Raw genomic sequence first — 16,194 nt, forward strand, 5'->3', positions numbered from 1 at the left:
AATCAAATATACATATTTATTAGCACTCTATTATGCGTGCATAATAAGTTATTTTGTACTTTTGTCGACCAAAAAACAGACATTATGTATTTAAAAGATTTTGAAATTAGATGGAATGATATTGATGCAAATCGTCATTTGGCGAATAAAGCATATATAGAATTTGCCGCACATACCAGAATGTCTTTTTTAACAGAAAAGGGTTTTGATCAACGTCTTTTGGGTAAGTTTAATATTGGTCCTGTCGTATTTTATGAGCATATTTATTACTTTAAAGAGGTGTTTTATGGTAGACCGGTAAAAGTTTCTTTAGAAATTTCGGGATTAAGCGAAGATGGGAAGTTTTTTGAGTTCAGACATAAATATTATGATTATAAAGGCCGAAATTTTGCACAATGTGAAATGATGGGTGCCTGGATGGATTTGAATACTCGAAAATTGATTGCTTTGCCAGGTGAAATACACCAATTGTTAGACACAGTAGAACGACCAGAAGATTTTAAGGTACTTACCAAAGAAGATACAAGAAAATTTGCTAAAACTCCAGTAGATTTAGAACAAGTTTAAGAGGCTGTTTTTTTTGGTGGTTTGGTAACCAGATACACACCCAGGAAAACTAATAATGCAGATGCTATCTTAACTGTGTTTAATGTATCTGCCCCCATGAACATGGCAAAACTAATAGCCAATAGAGGTTGTAAATAAATGAATGCTGCAATTGTAGATGCTCTTAAGTGTCTTAGTGCAAATATATTTAGTAAATATGTTAGAAAGGTAGTCGCTATCACAACAAAAATCATTTTCCATATGACCTCATGAGGTAGTGAAATCCATTCTACTTCGCTAAATTCTGAAATGGTAATCGGAAAATTAATGATCACACTGAGTAAGAAAAACCATTTCATTAAAGTAATAGAATGATACTTGCTGGTTAAAGGTTTTACCAATACTAAGTAAATAGCATATGAAGCTGCATTGATAATAAATAAAGCATTTCCTAATGGGATGTTTGGTGCATCCTGACGTATTTCAGAACCAAAAAGAATAAGACCGAGTGCTCCCGAAAAACCTAATAAAATACCAATAGTTCTTAAAAAGGTAATTTTCTCTTTTATAAAAAAAGCAGATAAAATAAACACCAAAATTGGAGAGATGGTGATCATTACAGAACTATTGATTGGTGTTGATAATTGCAATCCTTTAAAAAACATAAGCATGTTGATCACCATCCCAAAAATAGTACAGGCAATTACCCTTGGCCAGTCATTGCGTTCTATTTTTTGTTTTGGTGCCCACATCGATGCAAACCAAAATAATAGTGTCGCACCAACTACTCGCAATAAAATAAATCCAAATGGTTTGATATAGGTAGGCATTACACCTTTGGCCACGGTATGATTTATACCATATATCAAACTGGCGCCAAATGCAGCAAGTAATGCAGCAGTCCTTTTATCCATTAATAGTGTTATTGGCTTCTTCGACTACTTTTTTACTGTTACCAACAAAAATTTTGTCATTTACAATAATTACTGGTCGTTTTAAGAAGGTATAATGTTCTAAGATTAATTTTTTATAATCTTCTTCAGATAAATTCTGATTTTTAAGATCTCGTTCTTTGTATAATCGGGCTCTTTTGCTAAATAAGGCCTCATAGCTTCCAGACAAGTCGTACATTTTTTCAATTTGCTCTGTGGTAATGGATTCGTTTTTAATGTCTTGCAAAATAAAATCCGAAGAAGGATTTAATTCGTTTAAAATACGTTTGCAAGTATCACAAGTAGACAAATGGTATATCTTTTTCACAGTTGATTATTTTAAGTGTCAAAATCATCACAAAGGAAATTCATTTCACAATTAAAACTCATATTTTTGGCTAAAAATTATGAAATGAGCCACAATGATTATGTTGTAACTATACAATACGATCATTGGCAAATTTTATACCTGTGCTGAGCATAGTCGAAGTATGACTTTTGAAAAACAATAAAATAAACAGATAAGTACCATGCAAGATTCAATAACAATTACTCGCGTAAATCGAAAAATATTAGAAAAAATATTAGATAACTATTCTTTGGATCAATTAAATGAAGTGCCTGAAGGATTTAAAAATAACCTAATATGGAATATTGCGCATGTAGTGGTAACTCAACAACTATTGGTGTATAAATTGAGTGGTTTACCAATGATGATTGATGATGAAATGGTAGACTTGTATCGAAAAGGAACAAAGACCGAAAGACCAGTTACTGCAGAAGAAGTATCAGAAATAAAGAAACTTTTATTTACAACATTAGATAAAACAGAAAAGGATTTAAGCGATGATATCTTTAAAAATTACAATGACTACGAGACTAGTACTGGATTTGTATTAAAATCTATTGAGGATGCGATGAATTTTAATAATTATCACGAAGGGATTCATTTAGGATATATCTTGGCACTTAGAAAAGCGATTTAAGTAAGTTTTGATAAAACAATTTATCTTAGGAAAGATAAATTGTTTTATCAAAAAATCTTAACTGCAAAAAACGAAGCAACTTCTTCCTTATTCAATTTTAATTCTATAGGTCCTTCTGCATAGGAGTTGATTTCATATTGATTGTAATAGAGAACAACTTCTTTATCTGTAAACCCTATGGTTGAAGGTAAACTGAAAGTATCATTTTCAAAAAAGAAACCGGTACTATTAATCGATTCATTTTCTGGGATCTTATATTGTGTTCTAAAGACCTTTTCTACATAATGTTCAAACTCATTATAATTTTTAAATAATGCTTTGTTCGAAAATCGTTTTCCTGTTTTTGTGTCAATATTGATATAAGAAACTGTACCATTTCCATGAGCACCACCAGTAAATATATAAGAATCCATTATAATAGAGAGTAAACCTTGACATTGGAAACTAAGTTCACAATCAATAGTGGCTTCATAAGGAACGATTTCTTCAGGGAATTCTTCACTAATATTTTGATATGAACTATTAAATTGAGAGATCGCTTCGTTAAGAGTTGGTGCTGATACGTCTTCACCAACATTTAAAATAGAACAAGCTACATTTTCTATTTCTTTATTAATAGTAGTAGTTATGAGATTATCACCAACTATTTTTAATACGTTGATTTCTAAAGAAGCACAATCCACATTTTTACAATCAAGAAGAGTGTCTACTGTAAAATTTTGTTTTTCAAAAGTGAAAGATTCTTTAGTGTCACAGCTATATAATCCCCAAAAAATTAGTAGCAAAAGAATGAATTTTGATTTGGTGTTAGTTTTTGTGTTAATCATCTACTAAAGGTATTCAACGGAATATGATTAGAACGAATTTAATCATACATTTGTCCCGTTTTTCAACATAAAAATGACCAAGTTAATTTATTCTTGTTAAAAACTAATAAATAGATGAAATTTAACACTAAAACAATTCACGGAGGACAGCAACATGATCCAGCTTATGGTGCTGTTATGCCTCCGATATATCAGACATCCACATATGCTCAAACTACTCCAGGAGGGCATAAAGGTTTTGAATATAGCAGAACACATAATCCAACAAGAAAAGCATTAGAAGATTCTTTTGCCAGTATCGAAAACGGAAAATTTGGACTTGCTTTTGGATCTGGTCTTGCTGCCATAGATGCAGTAATCAAATTATTGAAACCTGGTGATGAGGTTATTTCTACGAATGATTTATACGGAGGAACCTATCGTTTGTTTACTAAAATCTTTGAAGATTTTGGAATCAAGTTTCACTTTATCGGAATGGAAAATGCAGATAAAGTAGAAGATTATGTAAATGAGAATACTAAATTAGTATGGGTTGAAACACCAACCAATCCTATGATGAATATTATTGATATTAAAGCCATAGCTGCAATATCAAAAAAACACAATATTTTGTTAGCCGTAGATAACACTTTTGCTACTCCATACCTGCAAAGACCTTTGGATCTTGGTGCCGATATTGTAATGCATAGTGCTACCAAATATTTAGGAGGACATAGTGATGTGGTTATGGGAGCATTGATTGTAAAAGATGAGAAATTAGCAGAGCAGCTTTATTTTATTCAGAATGCAAGCGGAGCTGTTTGTGGACCACAAGATAGCTTTTTGGTATTAAGAGGGATCAAGACATTGCATATACGTATGCAACGACACTGTGAAAATGGTGAAGCCATTGCAAAATATTTGAAGAATCATCCTAAAATAGAAAAAGTATACTGGCCAGGTTTTGAAGATCATCCTAATCATGAAGTTGCTAAAGCACAGATGGATGGTTTTGGAGGCATGATATCTTTTGTTACAAAAGGCAGTGATTATGATAGTGCAATTAAGATCGTAGAGAATCTGAAAATTTTCACTTTAGCAGAATCTCTTGGTGGCGTAGAAAGCCTTGCAGGTCATCCGGCAAGTATGACACATGCTTCTATTCCCAAAGAAGAACGTGAGAAAACAGGAGTGGTTGATTCCTTAATTAGATTAAGTGTTGGTATAGAAGATGTAGATGACCTAATTACTGATCTTGACCAAGCCATTGGATAACCTAATTATTAAATTAAAAAAATAAACTTGTTTTTTTAGGAATATCATATATTTGACCTGATATTTCAACCTATAGATAAGAATCTATTAATTCAATTAACATATGCAAACAAAGATAGATGCATTCATGGAAGAAGTAAAGGCTCGTAATGCTCATGAGCCTGAGTTCTTACAAGCGGTACAAGAAGTTGCCGAAACTGTAATCCCTTACATCGCTACAAAAGAAATTTATAACGGGAAGAACATCCTGTTAAGAATGGTTGAGCCAGAGAGAGCGATCATGTTTCGTGTGCCTTGGGTAGACGATAAAGGAGAAATTCATGTGAATAGAGGATACCGAATTCAGATGAATTCTGCAATAGGACCATACAAAGGAGGGTTACGTTTTCATCCTTCTGTAAACATAAGTATTTTAAAGTTTTTAGCTTTTGAACAGGTTTTCAAAAATAGCCTAACTACTCTCCCTATGGGAGGTGGTAAAGGAGGATCTGACTTTGATCCTAAAGGAAAATCTGACGATGAAATTATGCGCTTTTGCCATAGCTTTATGAGTGAGCTTTTTAGACATATTGGCCCTGATACCGATGTTCCTGCTGGAGATATTGGAGTAGGAGGTCGTGAAATAGGATTCTTATTCGGGATGTACCGTAAAATGCGTAATGAATTTACTGGTGTTCTTACCGGAAAAGGACTTACTTGGGGTGGATCTTTAATTCGTCCTGAAGCTACTGGATACGGAACTGTTTATTTTGCTAAAAATATGCTTGAAACTCAAGGAGGTTCTTTTGAAGGAAAAACAGTAACAGTTTCTGGTTCAGGAAATGTGGCACAATACGCTGCAGAAAAAGCAACGCAACTAGGAGCAAAAGTGGTAACACTTTCTGACTCTTCTGGATACGTTTATGATAAAGACGGAATTGATGCAGAAAAGCTTGCTTTTGTAATGGAACTTAAAAATGTAAGAAGAGGACGTATAAGTGAATATGCTGATAAATATCCTTCTGCAGAGTTTCATAAAGGAAAGACTCCATGGGAAGTGAAATGTGATATTGCATTACCATGTGCTACTCAAAATGAGTTGAATGGAGAAGATGCAAAAACACTAATAGCTAATGGTTGTGTTTGCGTTAGTGAAGGAGCTAATATGCCTAGTACACCAGAAGCAATATCAGCTTTTCATGAAGCTAAGATTTTCTTTGCCCCAGGAAAAGCCTCTAATGCAGGAGGTGTTGCAACATCTGGTTTAGAAATGACTCAAAACTCTTTGCGTTACAATTGGACTCGTGAAGAAGTAGATAATAAACTAAAACAAATTATGGAAGATATCCATTCTGCGTGCCTTGAATATGGTACAGATGATAATGGATATGTAGATTATGTAAAAGGAGCAAATATTGCTGGTTTTGTAAAAGTAGCTGATGCTATGTTGGCACAAGGCGTGATATAATAAGTTTTATTTTTATAAACAAAAGCCGTTTAGATAGTTTTCTAAACGGCTTTGTTGTTGATTTAAGAGAATTAACACTTTTAAATATTAGATCTTTGGATTGAACTTAGGCTTATATAATTTTGTTATGTATTTTTATGATTCCTTATGAAAACTCAAAAATGAGTTCTTAAACTGATGCTCATGAAACATATAACCCTTTTCTTTTTCTTAGCACTATTCATCTCATGTGGGGTTACAAATACAGTTTATGATTATGATGAACAACAGGATTTTTCAATTTACAAGACCTATGCTTTTTATCCAGAGATGAGTTCTGGGCTTAATGATTTGGATCAAAAACGATTATTGATAGTAACAGAGAGCGTCATGCAAAACAAGGGGTTTACCAAATCTGAAACTCCTGATATTTATATGAATTTTAAAACGGTTATTAATAAAACACCTTCTCGTAACAGTATTGGTGTAGGAGTTGGTAGTGGTAGTAGCGGAGTTAGTATTGGTGTCGGAGGATCTATTCCTATTGGTGGACCAGAAACTTTTTTAGAACTTACGATAGATTTTGTTGATGTCAAAAAAGATGAGTTGGTATGGCAGGCGATTGCCGAAAGGCGTTTTCATCCTAATGCAGCTCCAGATGTACGTACTAATTTCTTTCAAAAAATAATAGAAAAAACCTTAGCCAAATATCCACCCAAGAAGAAAAAATAAATTGCTTTTACTTATTTTTGATTTATAATGATAATCAATTCACCAGCAATAGTAATACACTCCTTACGATATAGTGAAGCAGACTTGATTGTTTCATTATTTACAAAAACAAGTGGGCTACGCTCTTATTTACTGAAAGGAGTTTTAAAATCTAAAAGAGGAAAAATTAGAGCATCATTATTTCAACCCCTTACCTTATTAGAAATACAAGCTTTTCATAGAGATAAAGGTTCCTTAGAGAGAATTAAAGAAGCCAAAATAAAAACAATTTATAAATCCTTACATACAGATTTTATAAAAGGTACAGTAGTGTTTTTTATTTCTGAAGTGCTTAAGAATTCTATCCAAGAAGAAGAAACAAATACAGATTTATTCGAATATCTTGAAACCGCTTTAATATGGTTAGATACACATGATACTATTGGTAATTTTCATATTACGTTTTTAACCAAACTTACCCAATATCTTGGTTTTTATCCTGATACTCCTCATATAGAATCAGATTATTTCAATATGCAGGATGGTATTTTTCAGTCTACCAGTAGCAATGTATACTGTGTATGTGGAGATCAGGTAAAATTATTCAAACAATTTTTAGGTACAACATTTGAAGCAAGTATGGATATTAAACTATCAAAGAGCATACGAAGTGATATTCTGGCTATGCTATTAGTATATTTTGAGCTACATTTGCACGGTTTTAAGAAACCGAAATCACTTTCTGTTTTAAACGAAATTTTTAATTAAGATAATGCGGTTATTTATATTTCTTTTGTTGACTATGTTTTTTGTATTGCCTGGCAATGCTCAAAAAATCACGATATTTAGTACTACAAGTAATCAACCTATTCCTAATGTAGCTATTTACAATAAGATTAAGTCTAAGAGTGCTATTACTGATTTTGATGGAGTAGCCGATATTTCTGCGTTTTCTGATACCGAAATCTTATACTTTACTCATGTCTCACATTTGAGTATAAGTATGATTAAGTCTAAAATACCAAAATCACTTTCTATATATTTAAAGCCAGATGAAAACCAACTTTCTGAAGTTGTTATTTCAGTATCAAAATGGGAGCAAGAACAAAAAGAAATTACACAAAAAATAGTAAGTATTTCTTCTAATGATATTGCATTGTCTATGCCGCAAACATCTGCTGATCTTTTACAAAGTAGTGGACAGGTTTTTATTCAAAAAAGCCAACTGGGAGGAGGAAGTCCTATCATTAGAGGTTTTTCTACGAATCGATTATTGCTTACCGTAGATGGAGTACGAATGAATACTGCAATTTTTAGAGGAGGAAATGTGCAAAATGTAATTTCGGTTGATCCCTTTACTGTAGATAGAACAGAGGTAATATTAGGGCCAGGTTCTGTTGTATACGGTAGTGATGCAGTAGGTGGGGTAATGAATTTTTATACTACACAACCTAAATTTGCCATAAATAATAAGAATAAATTAAGTGGTAATGCACTTATTAGATATGCCAGTGCCAGCAATGAAAAAACGGGACATGTGGATTTTAATATTGGATTAGAGAAATGGGCATTTTTGACAAGTGTAAGCTATACAGATTTTGACGATTTAAAAATGGGAAGTCATGGTCCCGATGACTATTTGAGAAATGAATATGTAGAAATCTTAAATGGAGAAGATTATATAATTCAAAATGATAATCCGAAAAAACAAGTGTTTACAGGGTATGATCAGATTAATTTATTACAGAAAATTCGTTTTATGCCTAACGAAAAATGGGATTTTAATGCGAGTCTTATCTATACAGAGACATCAGATTTTCCTCGGTATGATCGCTTGATTAGAAGGAGAAATGGAAATTTAAGATCTGCCGAATGGTTTTATGGACCACAGCTTTGGTTTATGGGTAATCTACAGGTGTCACATAAATCAAAAAACAAGCTGTATGATAAAATGAAAATCACTGCAGCATATCAATATTTTGAAGAAAGTAGAAATGATCGTAATTTTAGAAGTGATATCCTAGAAAGAACTCAAGAACAGGTAGATGCTTACTCTTTAAATTGGGACTTTGAAAAAAAGTTTAGCAATAAGACCACATTGTATTATGGATTAGAATATGTGCTGAATCAAGTATATTCTGATGGGTCAGAACGCAATATTGATACTAATATCATTGAAGATGCACCTTCGAGATATCCAGATGGGTCTACCTGGCAATCTATAGCGGCATACTTAAGTATAAAGCATAAGTTAAGCGAGAAACTAAGATTTCAAGGAGGATTGCGATATAATAGAATCATCTTGTATTCAGAATATGATGATAAATTTTTTGATTTCCCATTTACAGAAGCAAATATTGATACCGAAGCATTAACAGGTACTGCGGGGCTAAGTTGGTTTCCTAATAATATGATACAATGGAAATTGAACTTCTCTACAGCTTTTAGAGCACCTAATATTGATGATGTTGGTAAGATTTTTGACTCAGAACCTGGATCTGTGGTAGTACCTAATCCTGATATAAAATCAGAATATGCGTATAATGGTGAAATAGGAGTAAAATTAAATTTTGATAAAAACATATCTGTAGATTTGTCGACGTATTATACGCATCTTAAAGATGCATTAATACGAAGAGATTATAGCCTAAATGGGCAAACAGAAATCGAATTTGGAGGAGAACTTAGTAATGTACAAGCTATTCAAAATGCTGCAAATGCCAGAATATATGGTTTTGAAGCAGGAATAGAGTACAAGTTTTTTGAGAATTTTAAACTAACATCTAAGTATACTTTTGTTGGAGGAGAAGAAGAATCTGATGACGGCACGACAGCTCCATCAAGACATGTTTCTCCTCAATTTGGAACTACTAAATTGAGTTACATATCACCTAAATTTACAATCGATGCTTTTGCTATATATAATGGAGAGTTTAGTTATGAGGATCTAGCACCTTCTCAACAAAATAATGATTTTTTATATGCCAAAGATCAAGATGGGAATCCATATTCTCCATCCTGGTATACCTTTAACCTTAGGACACAATACCAAGTAACTAGAAATATAAAAGGAATATTATCGATAGAAAATATTACTGACCAACGATATCGCCCGTATTCTTCTGGAATTGCTGGAGCAGGTAGAAATTTTATCCTATCAGTAAAATATACACTTTAACATCATAGAATAGAAGCTGTATGAAGAATACATTATTCATATTTGATATCGATGGAACACTCACAGATAGTGTGCCTATGTATTTGATTTCGGTTACAAAATCGTTATTAGCATTGGGAATTTCTGATATCGATACCGATTATGATAGGTATAAACACCATACCGATAGTTATGCATTGAGATATAATTACGAGCGCAATTTTAAGACAGCCTTTCCAGAGTCATTACTGGATGATTTTGAGATTGATTTGATTCATCAAATGAACATGTTTGATCCTGTAAAAGAAATTGATGGTGCTAAATCATTAATTCGGTTTTTTAAAGAGGATAACATTCCTTTTTGTTTTGCCACAGGAGCATTACCAAAACCTGCAATGATCAAATTAGATCAATGTGATATTTGGTATGATGAAAAACTATTAGCAACTTCAAAAACGCACGAGTCGAGAGAAGGATTTGTTTTGGATGCTATAGAAAGGTCAAAGTTGTATTATGGTAAAGAAAATTTTGATCGTATTGTATCCATAGGAGATGGTGTTTGGGATTTGAAAACAGCTCAAAATTTATCTCTTGATTTTGTAGGGATAGGAGATAAGAATAAAGTAAAATTACTAGAAAACGGAGCTAAACACTGCTTTTCTACGCTATCAGCATTCAAAAAATCACTAATTTAATTTATAGTAGCTCTTAGCTTTTGCATTTGGTAGATGTCAAAACCTTTTTTATGCATCGTATGTTTTTGTTTCTGAATTGATTACTAGAAATTGTGCTATGGTATGAATCATCCTTATTTGAAACAGTATGCATTATAATGTTTTAATAACCCCAAGCATTTCTTTATAAGAACCCCCATGACCTCGATACATAATTTTTAAATCTTTATTTAGAATTATAAATGTAGGATAGCTCATAACCTTAAGCTCTGAGATGATCTTTGGTTTAATAGTACTAGCACTTTTGGGTTTTCCTTTTACATAGGTTTGTTGCCATTCTATAGCATTACTGTTTACATACTTCCTGACTTTGGTAACATCTTCCTGATAAGCGATGCCTAGAATAGCCAGTTTGTCTTTGTTTTCTTCTCTTAATTTTTTTAAATCCGGGGTTAACTTTTTACAGGGGCCACACCAGGTTCCCCAGAAATCCAGGACTAGATATGTATTGTTGTCAAAGAGGCTGGATAATGTAATGGTATCTCCTGTAAGCGTATTTAATTTGTAATCTTTGATATAGTTTCCCGTATGTTCTCCATATACTTTGCCTTTAAGCTCTAATTTTCTTAAATATATTTCTTTAGCGTTTAAGTTGATTCTATCCATTAGAAAATAAGTCGAATCCAATCGTACCATATCCCCCTCATTATATTCGATATAATACCCACTGGATCTTTTTAAAAAATCCTTGTTTGATTCCTGAAAAATTGCAAAACTTTTTCCACCCAAACCATATTCTTTCATTGCGACTTTATAGTTCTTATCATTATAGGTAAACTCTCCATACCAATAGCCTAGTTGTAGTGATACCAATTGTAAACTACTTTTGATTTTTTGTATTGGGGTCATTTCGTTATAACGGTAAGAATACGTATTTGGAATTACTTTTATAGACTTAGCAGTTCCTATAAAAGTATCTTTTTCTATCTTTTTATAAGGCATTAAAAAAGTTTTAAAAAAATCCTTGGCCTTATCTCTATCGGTACTCAAACTGCGATCAAAAAGGATTAGCTCGTCATCGCTAAAATCCTTATTCCTGTTTTTATCCAGGATATAGAACTGTTTATCCTCTTGATATCCACTTACACAAAACAGTTCCTGCTCTCTAATTTTAGTTCTTAGTTTGTCGGTCAGTTTTTTTTCTTTTTTTAGTTTTCTGATTTCATGTCCATCATTAAGTGTTAATCTACCTACAACTACTGTATCTACATCGGGGATCCCAATAAATTCTTTTGGTATAGCATCCAGCATGGTGAATGGCATTGTAGGTATAAGAAAAGGGTCATTTTCTAATGTTTGATGTATTGGTATCAGAATTTCCTCCTTTTGTTGTGGTTTTTGTGTACAGCCTATAGTTAAAAACAGAGCACAGATCAAAAGAAATTGTATTCTAAATTGTGTTTTATAGCGAATCATATACCTATTAGTTTAAGAAGTGAATAAATAATCTCTGAGGCAAAATTTTGAGAAATTCTATAAATTGAAATAATGAGAGATGACAAATAGTAGCCTCTTAATAGTTCAAAATAGATACAAAGTCATTTTTGCCATAAAAATTATTACAATAAAATATATTAAATAGGATAGGATAACACTAATATATGTATTATAGCTGAACTAAAATAGTTATTAATTATTAAATGTTTAATTATAAATGACATAGGAGTTCAGTCACGTCAATATATAAAAGATGTTTATGACTGCTTTTCTACGCTGTCAACATTCAAAAAATCACTAATTTAATTTATAGTAGTTCTTAGCTTTTGCATTAAGGTGGTGTCAAACTCTTTTTTAAGCTTGGTGATTTCGGCTACATTTTCATTAGGGATAGCAATAGATAACACATAGTGCTTTATTTTCCAGCCATTAGCCGTTTTTTGAAGAATACCACTACCACGACAAATCCCCATTTGAGTATCTAATAACTCATCAAACCACACGATATCACTTTCTTTTTTTGCAAAAATATTTCTTTCAAGAGTAGAGAAGCTCCAGGCTTTTCCTTTATCAAAATAAGGTTTGGCAAAAGCTTTAAATTCAGAGTTATTCCAATTTTCTGTAGGATCTGTTCCTATAAAAATAGCATCCTCTGTCATTAACCCAAAATAGGCTTCAAAATTAGCATCGGCAGCAGCTTTGTGCCATTGCTCAAGAGTAGTATTGATTTCAGTATTTTGTTGTGCAAAACAAAAACTGTTGACGATTAGCAGTAAAGATAGAATGAGCTTTTGCATGAGTTTAATTTTATAGTTTTTTCTCTTGATTTTCTAGTTCTCTTAAGAGTTCTTTTTCGATATTTTCTGGGATTGCTAATGACAACTCATTTAATTGTATGATCAAACTATTATAAGCTTTAATCAATCTTGTATTAGCCTTCAGAACCTTATCAGAATCTTTATTTTTCTTTTCAGAAAGCAGCTTTAGCAAGCCTGTTTCAGTAGATAGAACACTAATTCTAGAGTTAATAGTATTTATATTTAGATCTTCAGAAAGATTTTCTTTAAATGTACTCACTAATAAATCTATGCTATCAACATGTTTGTTCACGTAAAAAGAATTCTCATTGCTTAGTACGGTTATAAAACTTCTTAAGTTTTGAAAATCATCAAAACTCTCAAGGCTTTTTTCTGCCTCTGGAGAAAGTTTTAAAAGGTCTAATTTGATCTTTTCTTTAGAAAGACTATCTAGCTTAGTGATAGGATTTTTTCCCTGTGTATTGGTGGTTTTTTCACTTTGACACCCAAAACAAATTAATATGATTCCTAAAAAAAGAAATATTCGCATCCTGTATTTTTTAGTAAGGACTCAAAAATAAGGTATTTATATCAGTTCTTACATAAAATTAATTCTAGAAAATACGATGTCGTTGATATCTATATAGAATTGCTAATATGTAATTAACCTATCTTTTGAAATAGAGGATTAAACGCTTTCGAAGCAACAATTACTTTATCTCCTATAGTAATTGTTTTAATGTCATCTTCTTCGGCAACTATTTTTACAAAGTTTGAACCTATCAAAATGGTAACAATATAAATGATATCTTCTTGTTCAATTTGAATTATTTCTCCGGAAAACTGAAATTTTCCACTTACTTGTTTCGTAGTAAATACTTCAATTGGTTTTCCTTGTTTGATTATTTTTCCGTTTTCAATAATAAATACACTATCAGACATTTTTATAACCTCGCCTATCTCATGACTTATCAATAGAGTGGTTAAATTAAATTGCTTATGTACGTTAAGAATATAGTCTTGTAGTTTGGTACGCATTTTTATATCCAATGCAGAAAGAGGCTCATCCAGCATTAAGATTTCTGGCTTTCTTACCAATGCTCTTGCTAGGGCTACTCTTTGTTTTTGCCCTCCCGAAAGATTTTTTGGCTTTCGATCTTGTAGATCACCTAATTCGATAATATCTATGAGTTCATTAACAATTTCCTTGTTTTGTCCTTTTTCTACTGCAAAAAGAAGATTTTCTTTTACAGTCATATTAGGAAACAAAGCATAATCCTGAAATACAAATCCTATTTTTCGCTGTTGGGGTTTTAGGCAAATTCCCTTTTTGGTATCAAGCCATGTTTTTTGATTGACTGTAATTGATCCTTCATCTGCTTGTAGTAATCCAGCAATCATTCTTAGGATAGAAGTTTTTCCCGCTCCAGAATCTCCATATAGTGTAACTAATTGACTTTGCTCGATATTGATATTAATATCAAGTTGCATCGCTCCATTTGCTGCCGTTAATTCTTTTTGCAAAGCTATATGTATCATTTCCAGAATCTTTTTAAATACCCACCATTGATTAGATATACCAATAATAAGATGCTAAATGTAATTGCAAATAAGATGAGCGAATACCAATTTGCTACATCGTAGTTAAGAGCTTCTACTTCATCATAAATAGCAATAGAGGCCACTTTTGTTTTTCCGGGCATATTGCCACCAATCATTAATACGACACCAAATTCACCAATGGTATGCGCAAAAGCCAATACAACTCCTGTGAGTAATGATGGTTTTATATTAGGAAGTAATACTTTGAAAAGAGTTGTAATTTTAGATTTTCCTAATACATAGGAGGCTTCTGTTATTGATGAAGGCAAATTCGAAAATCCAGCTTGAATAGGATGTACCATGAAAGGTAAACTATAGATAACAGATGCAATAACAAGTCCCTGGAATGAAAAAATAAGTTGTATCCCAAGATACTCGTTTAACCAACTTCCAAAAGCATTTGAAGGACTAAAAGCTACTAGCATATAAAACCCTAAAACGGTAGGAGGTAAAACTAAAGGCATACTCACCAGAGTTTCTAAAAACGGTTTTACTCTTGATTTTGTATGAGCAAGCCAATAGGATAGAGGTATAGAAATAACCAATAACAAAAGCGTGGTAACTAATGCGAGTTTAAATGTTAATATTAAAGGTTGCCAATCCATCATTCTGATAACATTATTTCGGTAGTTTTAATCATAGCGGTGATTTTTTCGCCAATTTCTAATTGCATTTGATCAGCAGCATCAGAAGTAATAATTGCGGTTAGGTGTCCAACTGTAGAATCAATAATTACTGTGCTTAATAATTTTCCTTTTTTTATATTAATAATCTCTCCTATAGCTTTGTTTTGTATACTTAAAGAGTGTTCTACTCCTTTCCCAACAATTACTTCTGTTTCTTTGAAAATCATTTTGATATGATTTCCTTGTTTTAAATAGGAAGCCGTATCGGGTGTTTCGATTATGATAGTATTAAAATAAATATCATCAATACCTACAGTAACCAATGATAAACTACCGTTGGTTTTTATAGATGTTATTTTACCCTGTAGGACATTCATAGGCTAGTTTTCTTTTGTTAAATACCCAAAACTTTCGAGAATTCTTCTTGCTTCTGCAGAAGATAAAAAGTCGTAGAATTTTTTTGCCTTTTCTTGATTATTATGGTTAAGAATAACAACACCTTGAGCAATCGCAGAATGATCAGTATCTTCTATATCAATCCAATTTCCTTTATTGTTCATTTCTGGAGATAAAACTACGGATTTTGAAGTAAAACCAATTTCTGCGGATTTTGAGATAATAAACTGATTAGTTTGTAAAATACTTTCTCCATAAACTAATTTATTCTTTACACTTTCATATAGGTTGTGTTTTTTCAGAACCTCAATTGTAGCCATGCCATAAGGAGCCATTTTAGGGTTTGCAATTGCAATATGGTTTATTTTCGAACTTTTCAGAATTTCTAGTGAAGGGTGAATACTATCAATCATTGATCCCATAACCAATTTTCCATATCCATAAATCTTGGGTGCTTTAGTCGCAAAACCACTATTAAATAATTCTTTTGGATATTTCATGTTGGCAGAAACAAATATATCAAAAGGAGCACCTTCTTTGATTTGCGCAGTTAGTTTTCCCGATGAGCTTATAATGAGATCACAAACGATACCTGTTTGGACTGTAAAAGCTTTTGATAGTTCTTTCATCGCAAATTGCATATTAGCAGCTACAGCAATAGTTAATTTTTCCTCTTGTTTTCGTTGACATCCTATCGTAGTAGTTACCGTCAAATATGTAAGAAATATGAATATTGCTTTTTTCATTTTAGGGTATTTTCCAG

At 32.2% G+C, this 16,194-nt stretch carries 18 protein-coding genes; 8 read left to right on the forward strand and 10 right to left on the reverse strand.

The genetic code is table 11. The features are described from left to right. Nucleotides 1-84 precede the first annotated feature (84 nt). Complete coding sequence (locus ATE84_RS05150) at nt 85-567, forward strand: thioesterase family protein (protein ID WP_101446406.1); 483 nt, start codon at nt 85-87, stop codon at nt 565-567. Here the strand turns inward: ATE84_RS05150 and ATE84_RS05155 are convergent. Beyond that, nucleotides 564-1,460 (reverse strand): DMT family transporter, encoded by an 897-nt coding sequence (locus tag ATE84_RS05155; RefSeq protein WP_101446408.1) that lies wholly within the window; start codon nt 1,458-1,460, stop codon nt 564-566. The two genes, ATE84_RS05150 and ATE84_RS05155, sit on opposite strands and share 4 nt — an antisense overlap. Next, a complete protein-coding gene (locus tag ATE84_RS05160) occupies nt 1,453-1,806 on the reverse strand; it encodes an arsenate reductase family protein (RefSeq protein ID WP_101446410.1) in 354 nt (117 codons plus the stop codon). Before ATE84_RS05160 ends, ATE84_RS05155 begins: the two co-directional genes overlap by 8 nt. Before the next feature lie 202 nt (nt 1,807-2,008). Here ATE84_RS05160 and ATE84_RS05165 point away from each other — a divergent pair, with 202 nt between their 5' ends. After that, nucleotides 2,009-2,464: a DinB family protein gene (locus ATE84_RS05165; protein ID WP_101446412.1), complete on the forward strand. Its 456-nt coding sequence runs from the start codon at nt 2,009-2,011 to the stop codon at nt 2,462-2,464. 47 nt (nt 2,465-2,511) lie between these two features. Here ATE84_RS05165 and ATE84_RS05170 read toward each other — a convergent pair whose 3' ends face one another. Beyond that, the gene (locus ATE84_RS05170) at nt 2,512-3,249 is read right to left on the reverse strand and encodes a DUF3298 and DUF4163 domain-containing protein (RefSeq protein WP_158237181.1); all 738 of its coding nucleotides are present in this window, start codon (nt 3,247-3,249) and stop codon (nt 2,512-2,514) included. Nucleotides 3,250-3,405: 156 nt separating this feature from the next. On the opposite strand from ATE84_RS05170, the gene ATE84_RS05175 reads away from it, so the two are divergent. The 6 genes from ATE84_RS05175 (at nt 3,406) to ATE84_RS05200 (ending at nt 10,534) form a co-directional block, all read left to right on the forward strand. Then, nucleotides 3,406-4,545, forward strand: a complete 1,140-nt coding sequence (locus ATE84_RS05175) for a cystathionine gamma-synthase (RefSeq protein ID WP_101446416.1) — start codon at nt 3,406-3,408, stop codon at nt 4,543-4,545. Between the two features lie 103 nt (nt 4,546-4,648). Continuing rightward, nucleotides 4,649-5,992 carry an NADP-specific glutamate dehydrogenase gene (gene gdhA / locus ATE84_RS05180; protein ID WP_101446418.1) on the forward strand — a complete coding sequence of 448 codons (1,344 nt, stop codon included), beginning with the start codon at nt 4,649-4,651 and terminating at the stop codon, nt 5,990-5,992. A 183-nt stretch (nt 5,993-6,175) separates the two neighbouring features. Beyond that, a complete protein-coding gene (locus ATE84_RS05185) occupies nt 6,176-6,703 on the forward strand; it encodes a DUF4136 domain-containing protein (RefSeq protein ID WP_158237182.1) in 528 nt (175 codons plus the stop codon). A 27-nt stretch (nt 6,704-6,730) separates the two neighbouring features. Beyond that, nucleotides 6,731-7,450, forward strand: a complete 720-nt coding sequence (gene recO, locus ATE84_RS05190; RefSeq protein WP_101446422.1) for a DNA repair protein RecO — start codon at nt 6,731-6,733, stop codon at nt 7,448-7,450. Between the two features lie 4 nt (nt 7,451-7,454). Continuing rightward, nucleotides 7,455-9,860, forward strand: a complete 2,406-nt coding sequence (locus ATE84_RS05195; protein WP_101446424.1) for a TonB-dependent receptor — start codon at nt 7,455-7,457, stop codon at nt 9,858-9,860. 20 nt (nt 9,861-9,880) lie between these two features. Beyond that, nucleotides 9,881-10,534 carry an HAD family hydrolase gene (locus ATE84_RS05200; protein WP_101446426.1) on the forward strand — a complete coding sequence of 218 codons (654 nt, stop codon included), beginning with the start codon at nt 9,881-9,883 and terminating at the stop codon, nt 10,532-10,534. A gap of 132 nt (nt 10,535-10,666) precedes the next feature. Here the strand turns inward: ATE84_RS05200 and ATE84_RS05205 are convergent, their stop codons facing one another. The 7 genes from ATE84_RS05205 to modA all read right to left on the reverse strand — a co-directional run bounded on the left by ATE84_RS05205 (nt 10,667) and on the right by modA (nt 16,177). Beyond that, the gene (locus ATE84_RS05205; RefSeq protein WP_101446428.1) at nt 10,667-11,989 is read right to left on the reverse strand and encodes a TlpA disulfide reductase family protein; all 1,323 of its coding nucleotides are present in this window, start codon (nt 11,987-11,989) and stop codon (nt 10,667-10,669) included. A gap of 323 nt (nt 11,990-12,312) precedes the next feature. After that, nucleotides 12,313-12,807 (reverse strand): nuclear transport factor 2 family protein, encoded by a 495-nt coding sequence (locus tag ATE84_RS05210; protein ID WP_101446430.1) that lies wholly within the window; start codon nt 12,805-12,807, stop codon nt 12,313-12,315. Nucleotides 12,808-12,817: 10 nt separating this feature from the next. Then, nucleotides 12,818-13,357 carry a hypothetical protein gene (locus ATE84_RS05215; protein ID WP_101446432.1) on the reverse strand — a complete coding sequence of 180 codons (540 nt, stop codon included), beginning with the start codon at nt 13,355-13,357 and terminating at the stop codon, nt 12,818-12,820. Between the two features lie 113 nt (nt 13,358-13,470). Continuing rightward, complete coding sequence (locus tag ATE84_RS05220; protein ID WP_101446434.1) at nt 13,471-14,346, reverse strand: ATP-binding cassette domain-containing protein; 876 nt, start codon at nt 14,344-14,346, stop codon at nt 13,471-13,473. Beyond that, a complete protein-coding gene (gene modB, locus ATE84_RS05225) occupies nt 14,343-15,014 on the reverse strand; it encodes a molybdate ABC transporter permease subunit (protein ID WP_101450840.1) in 672 nt (223 codons plus the stop codon). Before modB ends, ATE84_RS05220 begins: the two co-directional genes overlap by 4 nt. Continuing rightward, nucleotides 15,014-15,412 (reverse strand): molybdopterin-binding protein, encoded by a 399-nt coding sequence (locus ATE84_RS05230; protein ID WP_101446436.1) that lies wholly within the window; start codon nt 15,410-15,412, stop codon nt 15,014-15,016. Before ATE84_RS05230 ends, modB begins: the two co-directional genes overlap by 1 nt. Nucleotides 15,413-15,415: 3 nt before the next feature. Continuing rightward, nucleotides 15,416-16,177, reverse strand: coding sequence for a molybdate ABC transporter substrate-binding protein (gene modA, locus ATE84_RS05235; RefSeq protein WP_101446438.1), 762 nt, complete (start codon nt 16,175-16,177; stop codon nt 15,416-15,418). Nucleotides 16,178-16,194 lie beyond the last annotated feature (17 nt).

The organism is Aquimarina sp. MAR_2010_214, assembly GCF_002846555.1.
Classification (GTDB): domain Bacteria; phylum Bacteroidota; class Bacteroidia; order Flavobacteriales; family Flavobacteriaceae; genus Aquimarina.

Coding starts and splice junctions, on each gene's coding strand:
- ATE84_RS05150 (WP_101446406.1), top strand. CDS start 85: ATGTATTTAAAAGATTTTGAAATTAGATGGAATGATATTGATGCAAAT.
- ATE84_RS05155 (WP_101446408.1), bottom strand. CDS start 1,460: ATGGATAAAAGGACTGCTGCATTACTTGCTGCATTTGGCGCCAGTTTG.
- ATE84_RS05165 (WP_101446412.1), top strand. CDS start 2,009: ATGCAAGATTCAATAACAATTACTCGCGTAAATCGAAAAATATTAGAA.
- ATE84_RS05175 (WP_101446416.1), top strand. CDS start 3,406: ATGAAATTTAACACTAAAACAATTCACGGAGGACAGCAACATGATCCA.
- gdhA (WP_101446418.1), top strand. CDS start 4,649: ATGCAAACAAAGATAGATGCATTCATGGAAGAAGTAAAGGCTCGTAAT.
- ATE84_RS05185 (WP_158237182.1), top strand. CDS start 6,176: ATGAAACATATAACCCTTTTCTTTTTCTTAGCACTATTCATCTCATGT.
- recO (WP_101446422.1), top strand. CDS start 6,731: ATGATAATCAATTCACCAGCAATAGTAATACACTCCTTACGATATAGT.
- ATE84_RS05195 (WP_101446424.1), top strand. CDS start 7,455: ATGCGGTTATTTATATTTCTTTTGTTGACTATGTTTTTTGTATTGCCT.
- ATE84_RS05200 (WP_101446426.1), top strand. CDS start 9,881: ATGAAGAATACATTATTCATATTTGATATCGATGGAACACTCACAGAT.
- ATE84_RS05205 (WP_101446428.1), bottom strand. CDS start 11,989: ATGATTCGCTATAAAACACAATTTAGAATACAATTTCTTTTGATCTGT.
- ATE84_RS05210 (WP_101446430.1), bottom strand. CDS start 12,807: ATGCAAAAGCTCATTCTATCTTTACTGCTAATCGTCAACAGTTTTTGT.
- ATE84_RS05215 (WP_101446432.1), bottom strand. CDS start 13,357: ATGCGAATATTTCTTTTTTTAGGAATCATATTAATTTGTTTTGGGTGT.
- ATE84_RS05220 (WP_101446434.1), bottom strand. CDS start 14,346: ATGATACATATAGCTTTGCAAAAAGAATTAACGGCAGCAAATGGAGCG.
- modB (WP_101450840.1), bottom strand. CDS start 15,014: ATGGATTGGCAACCTTTAATATTAACATTTAAACTCGCATTAGTTACC.
- ATE84_RS05230 (WP_101446436.1), bottom strand. CDS start 15,412: ATGAATGTCCTACAGGGTAAAATAACATCTATAAAAACCAACGGTAGT.
- modA (WP_101446438.1), bottom strand. CDS start 16,177: ATGAAAAAAGCAATATTCATATTTCTTACATATTTGACGGTAACTACT.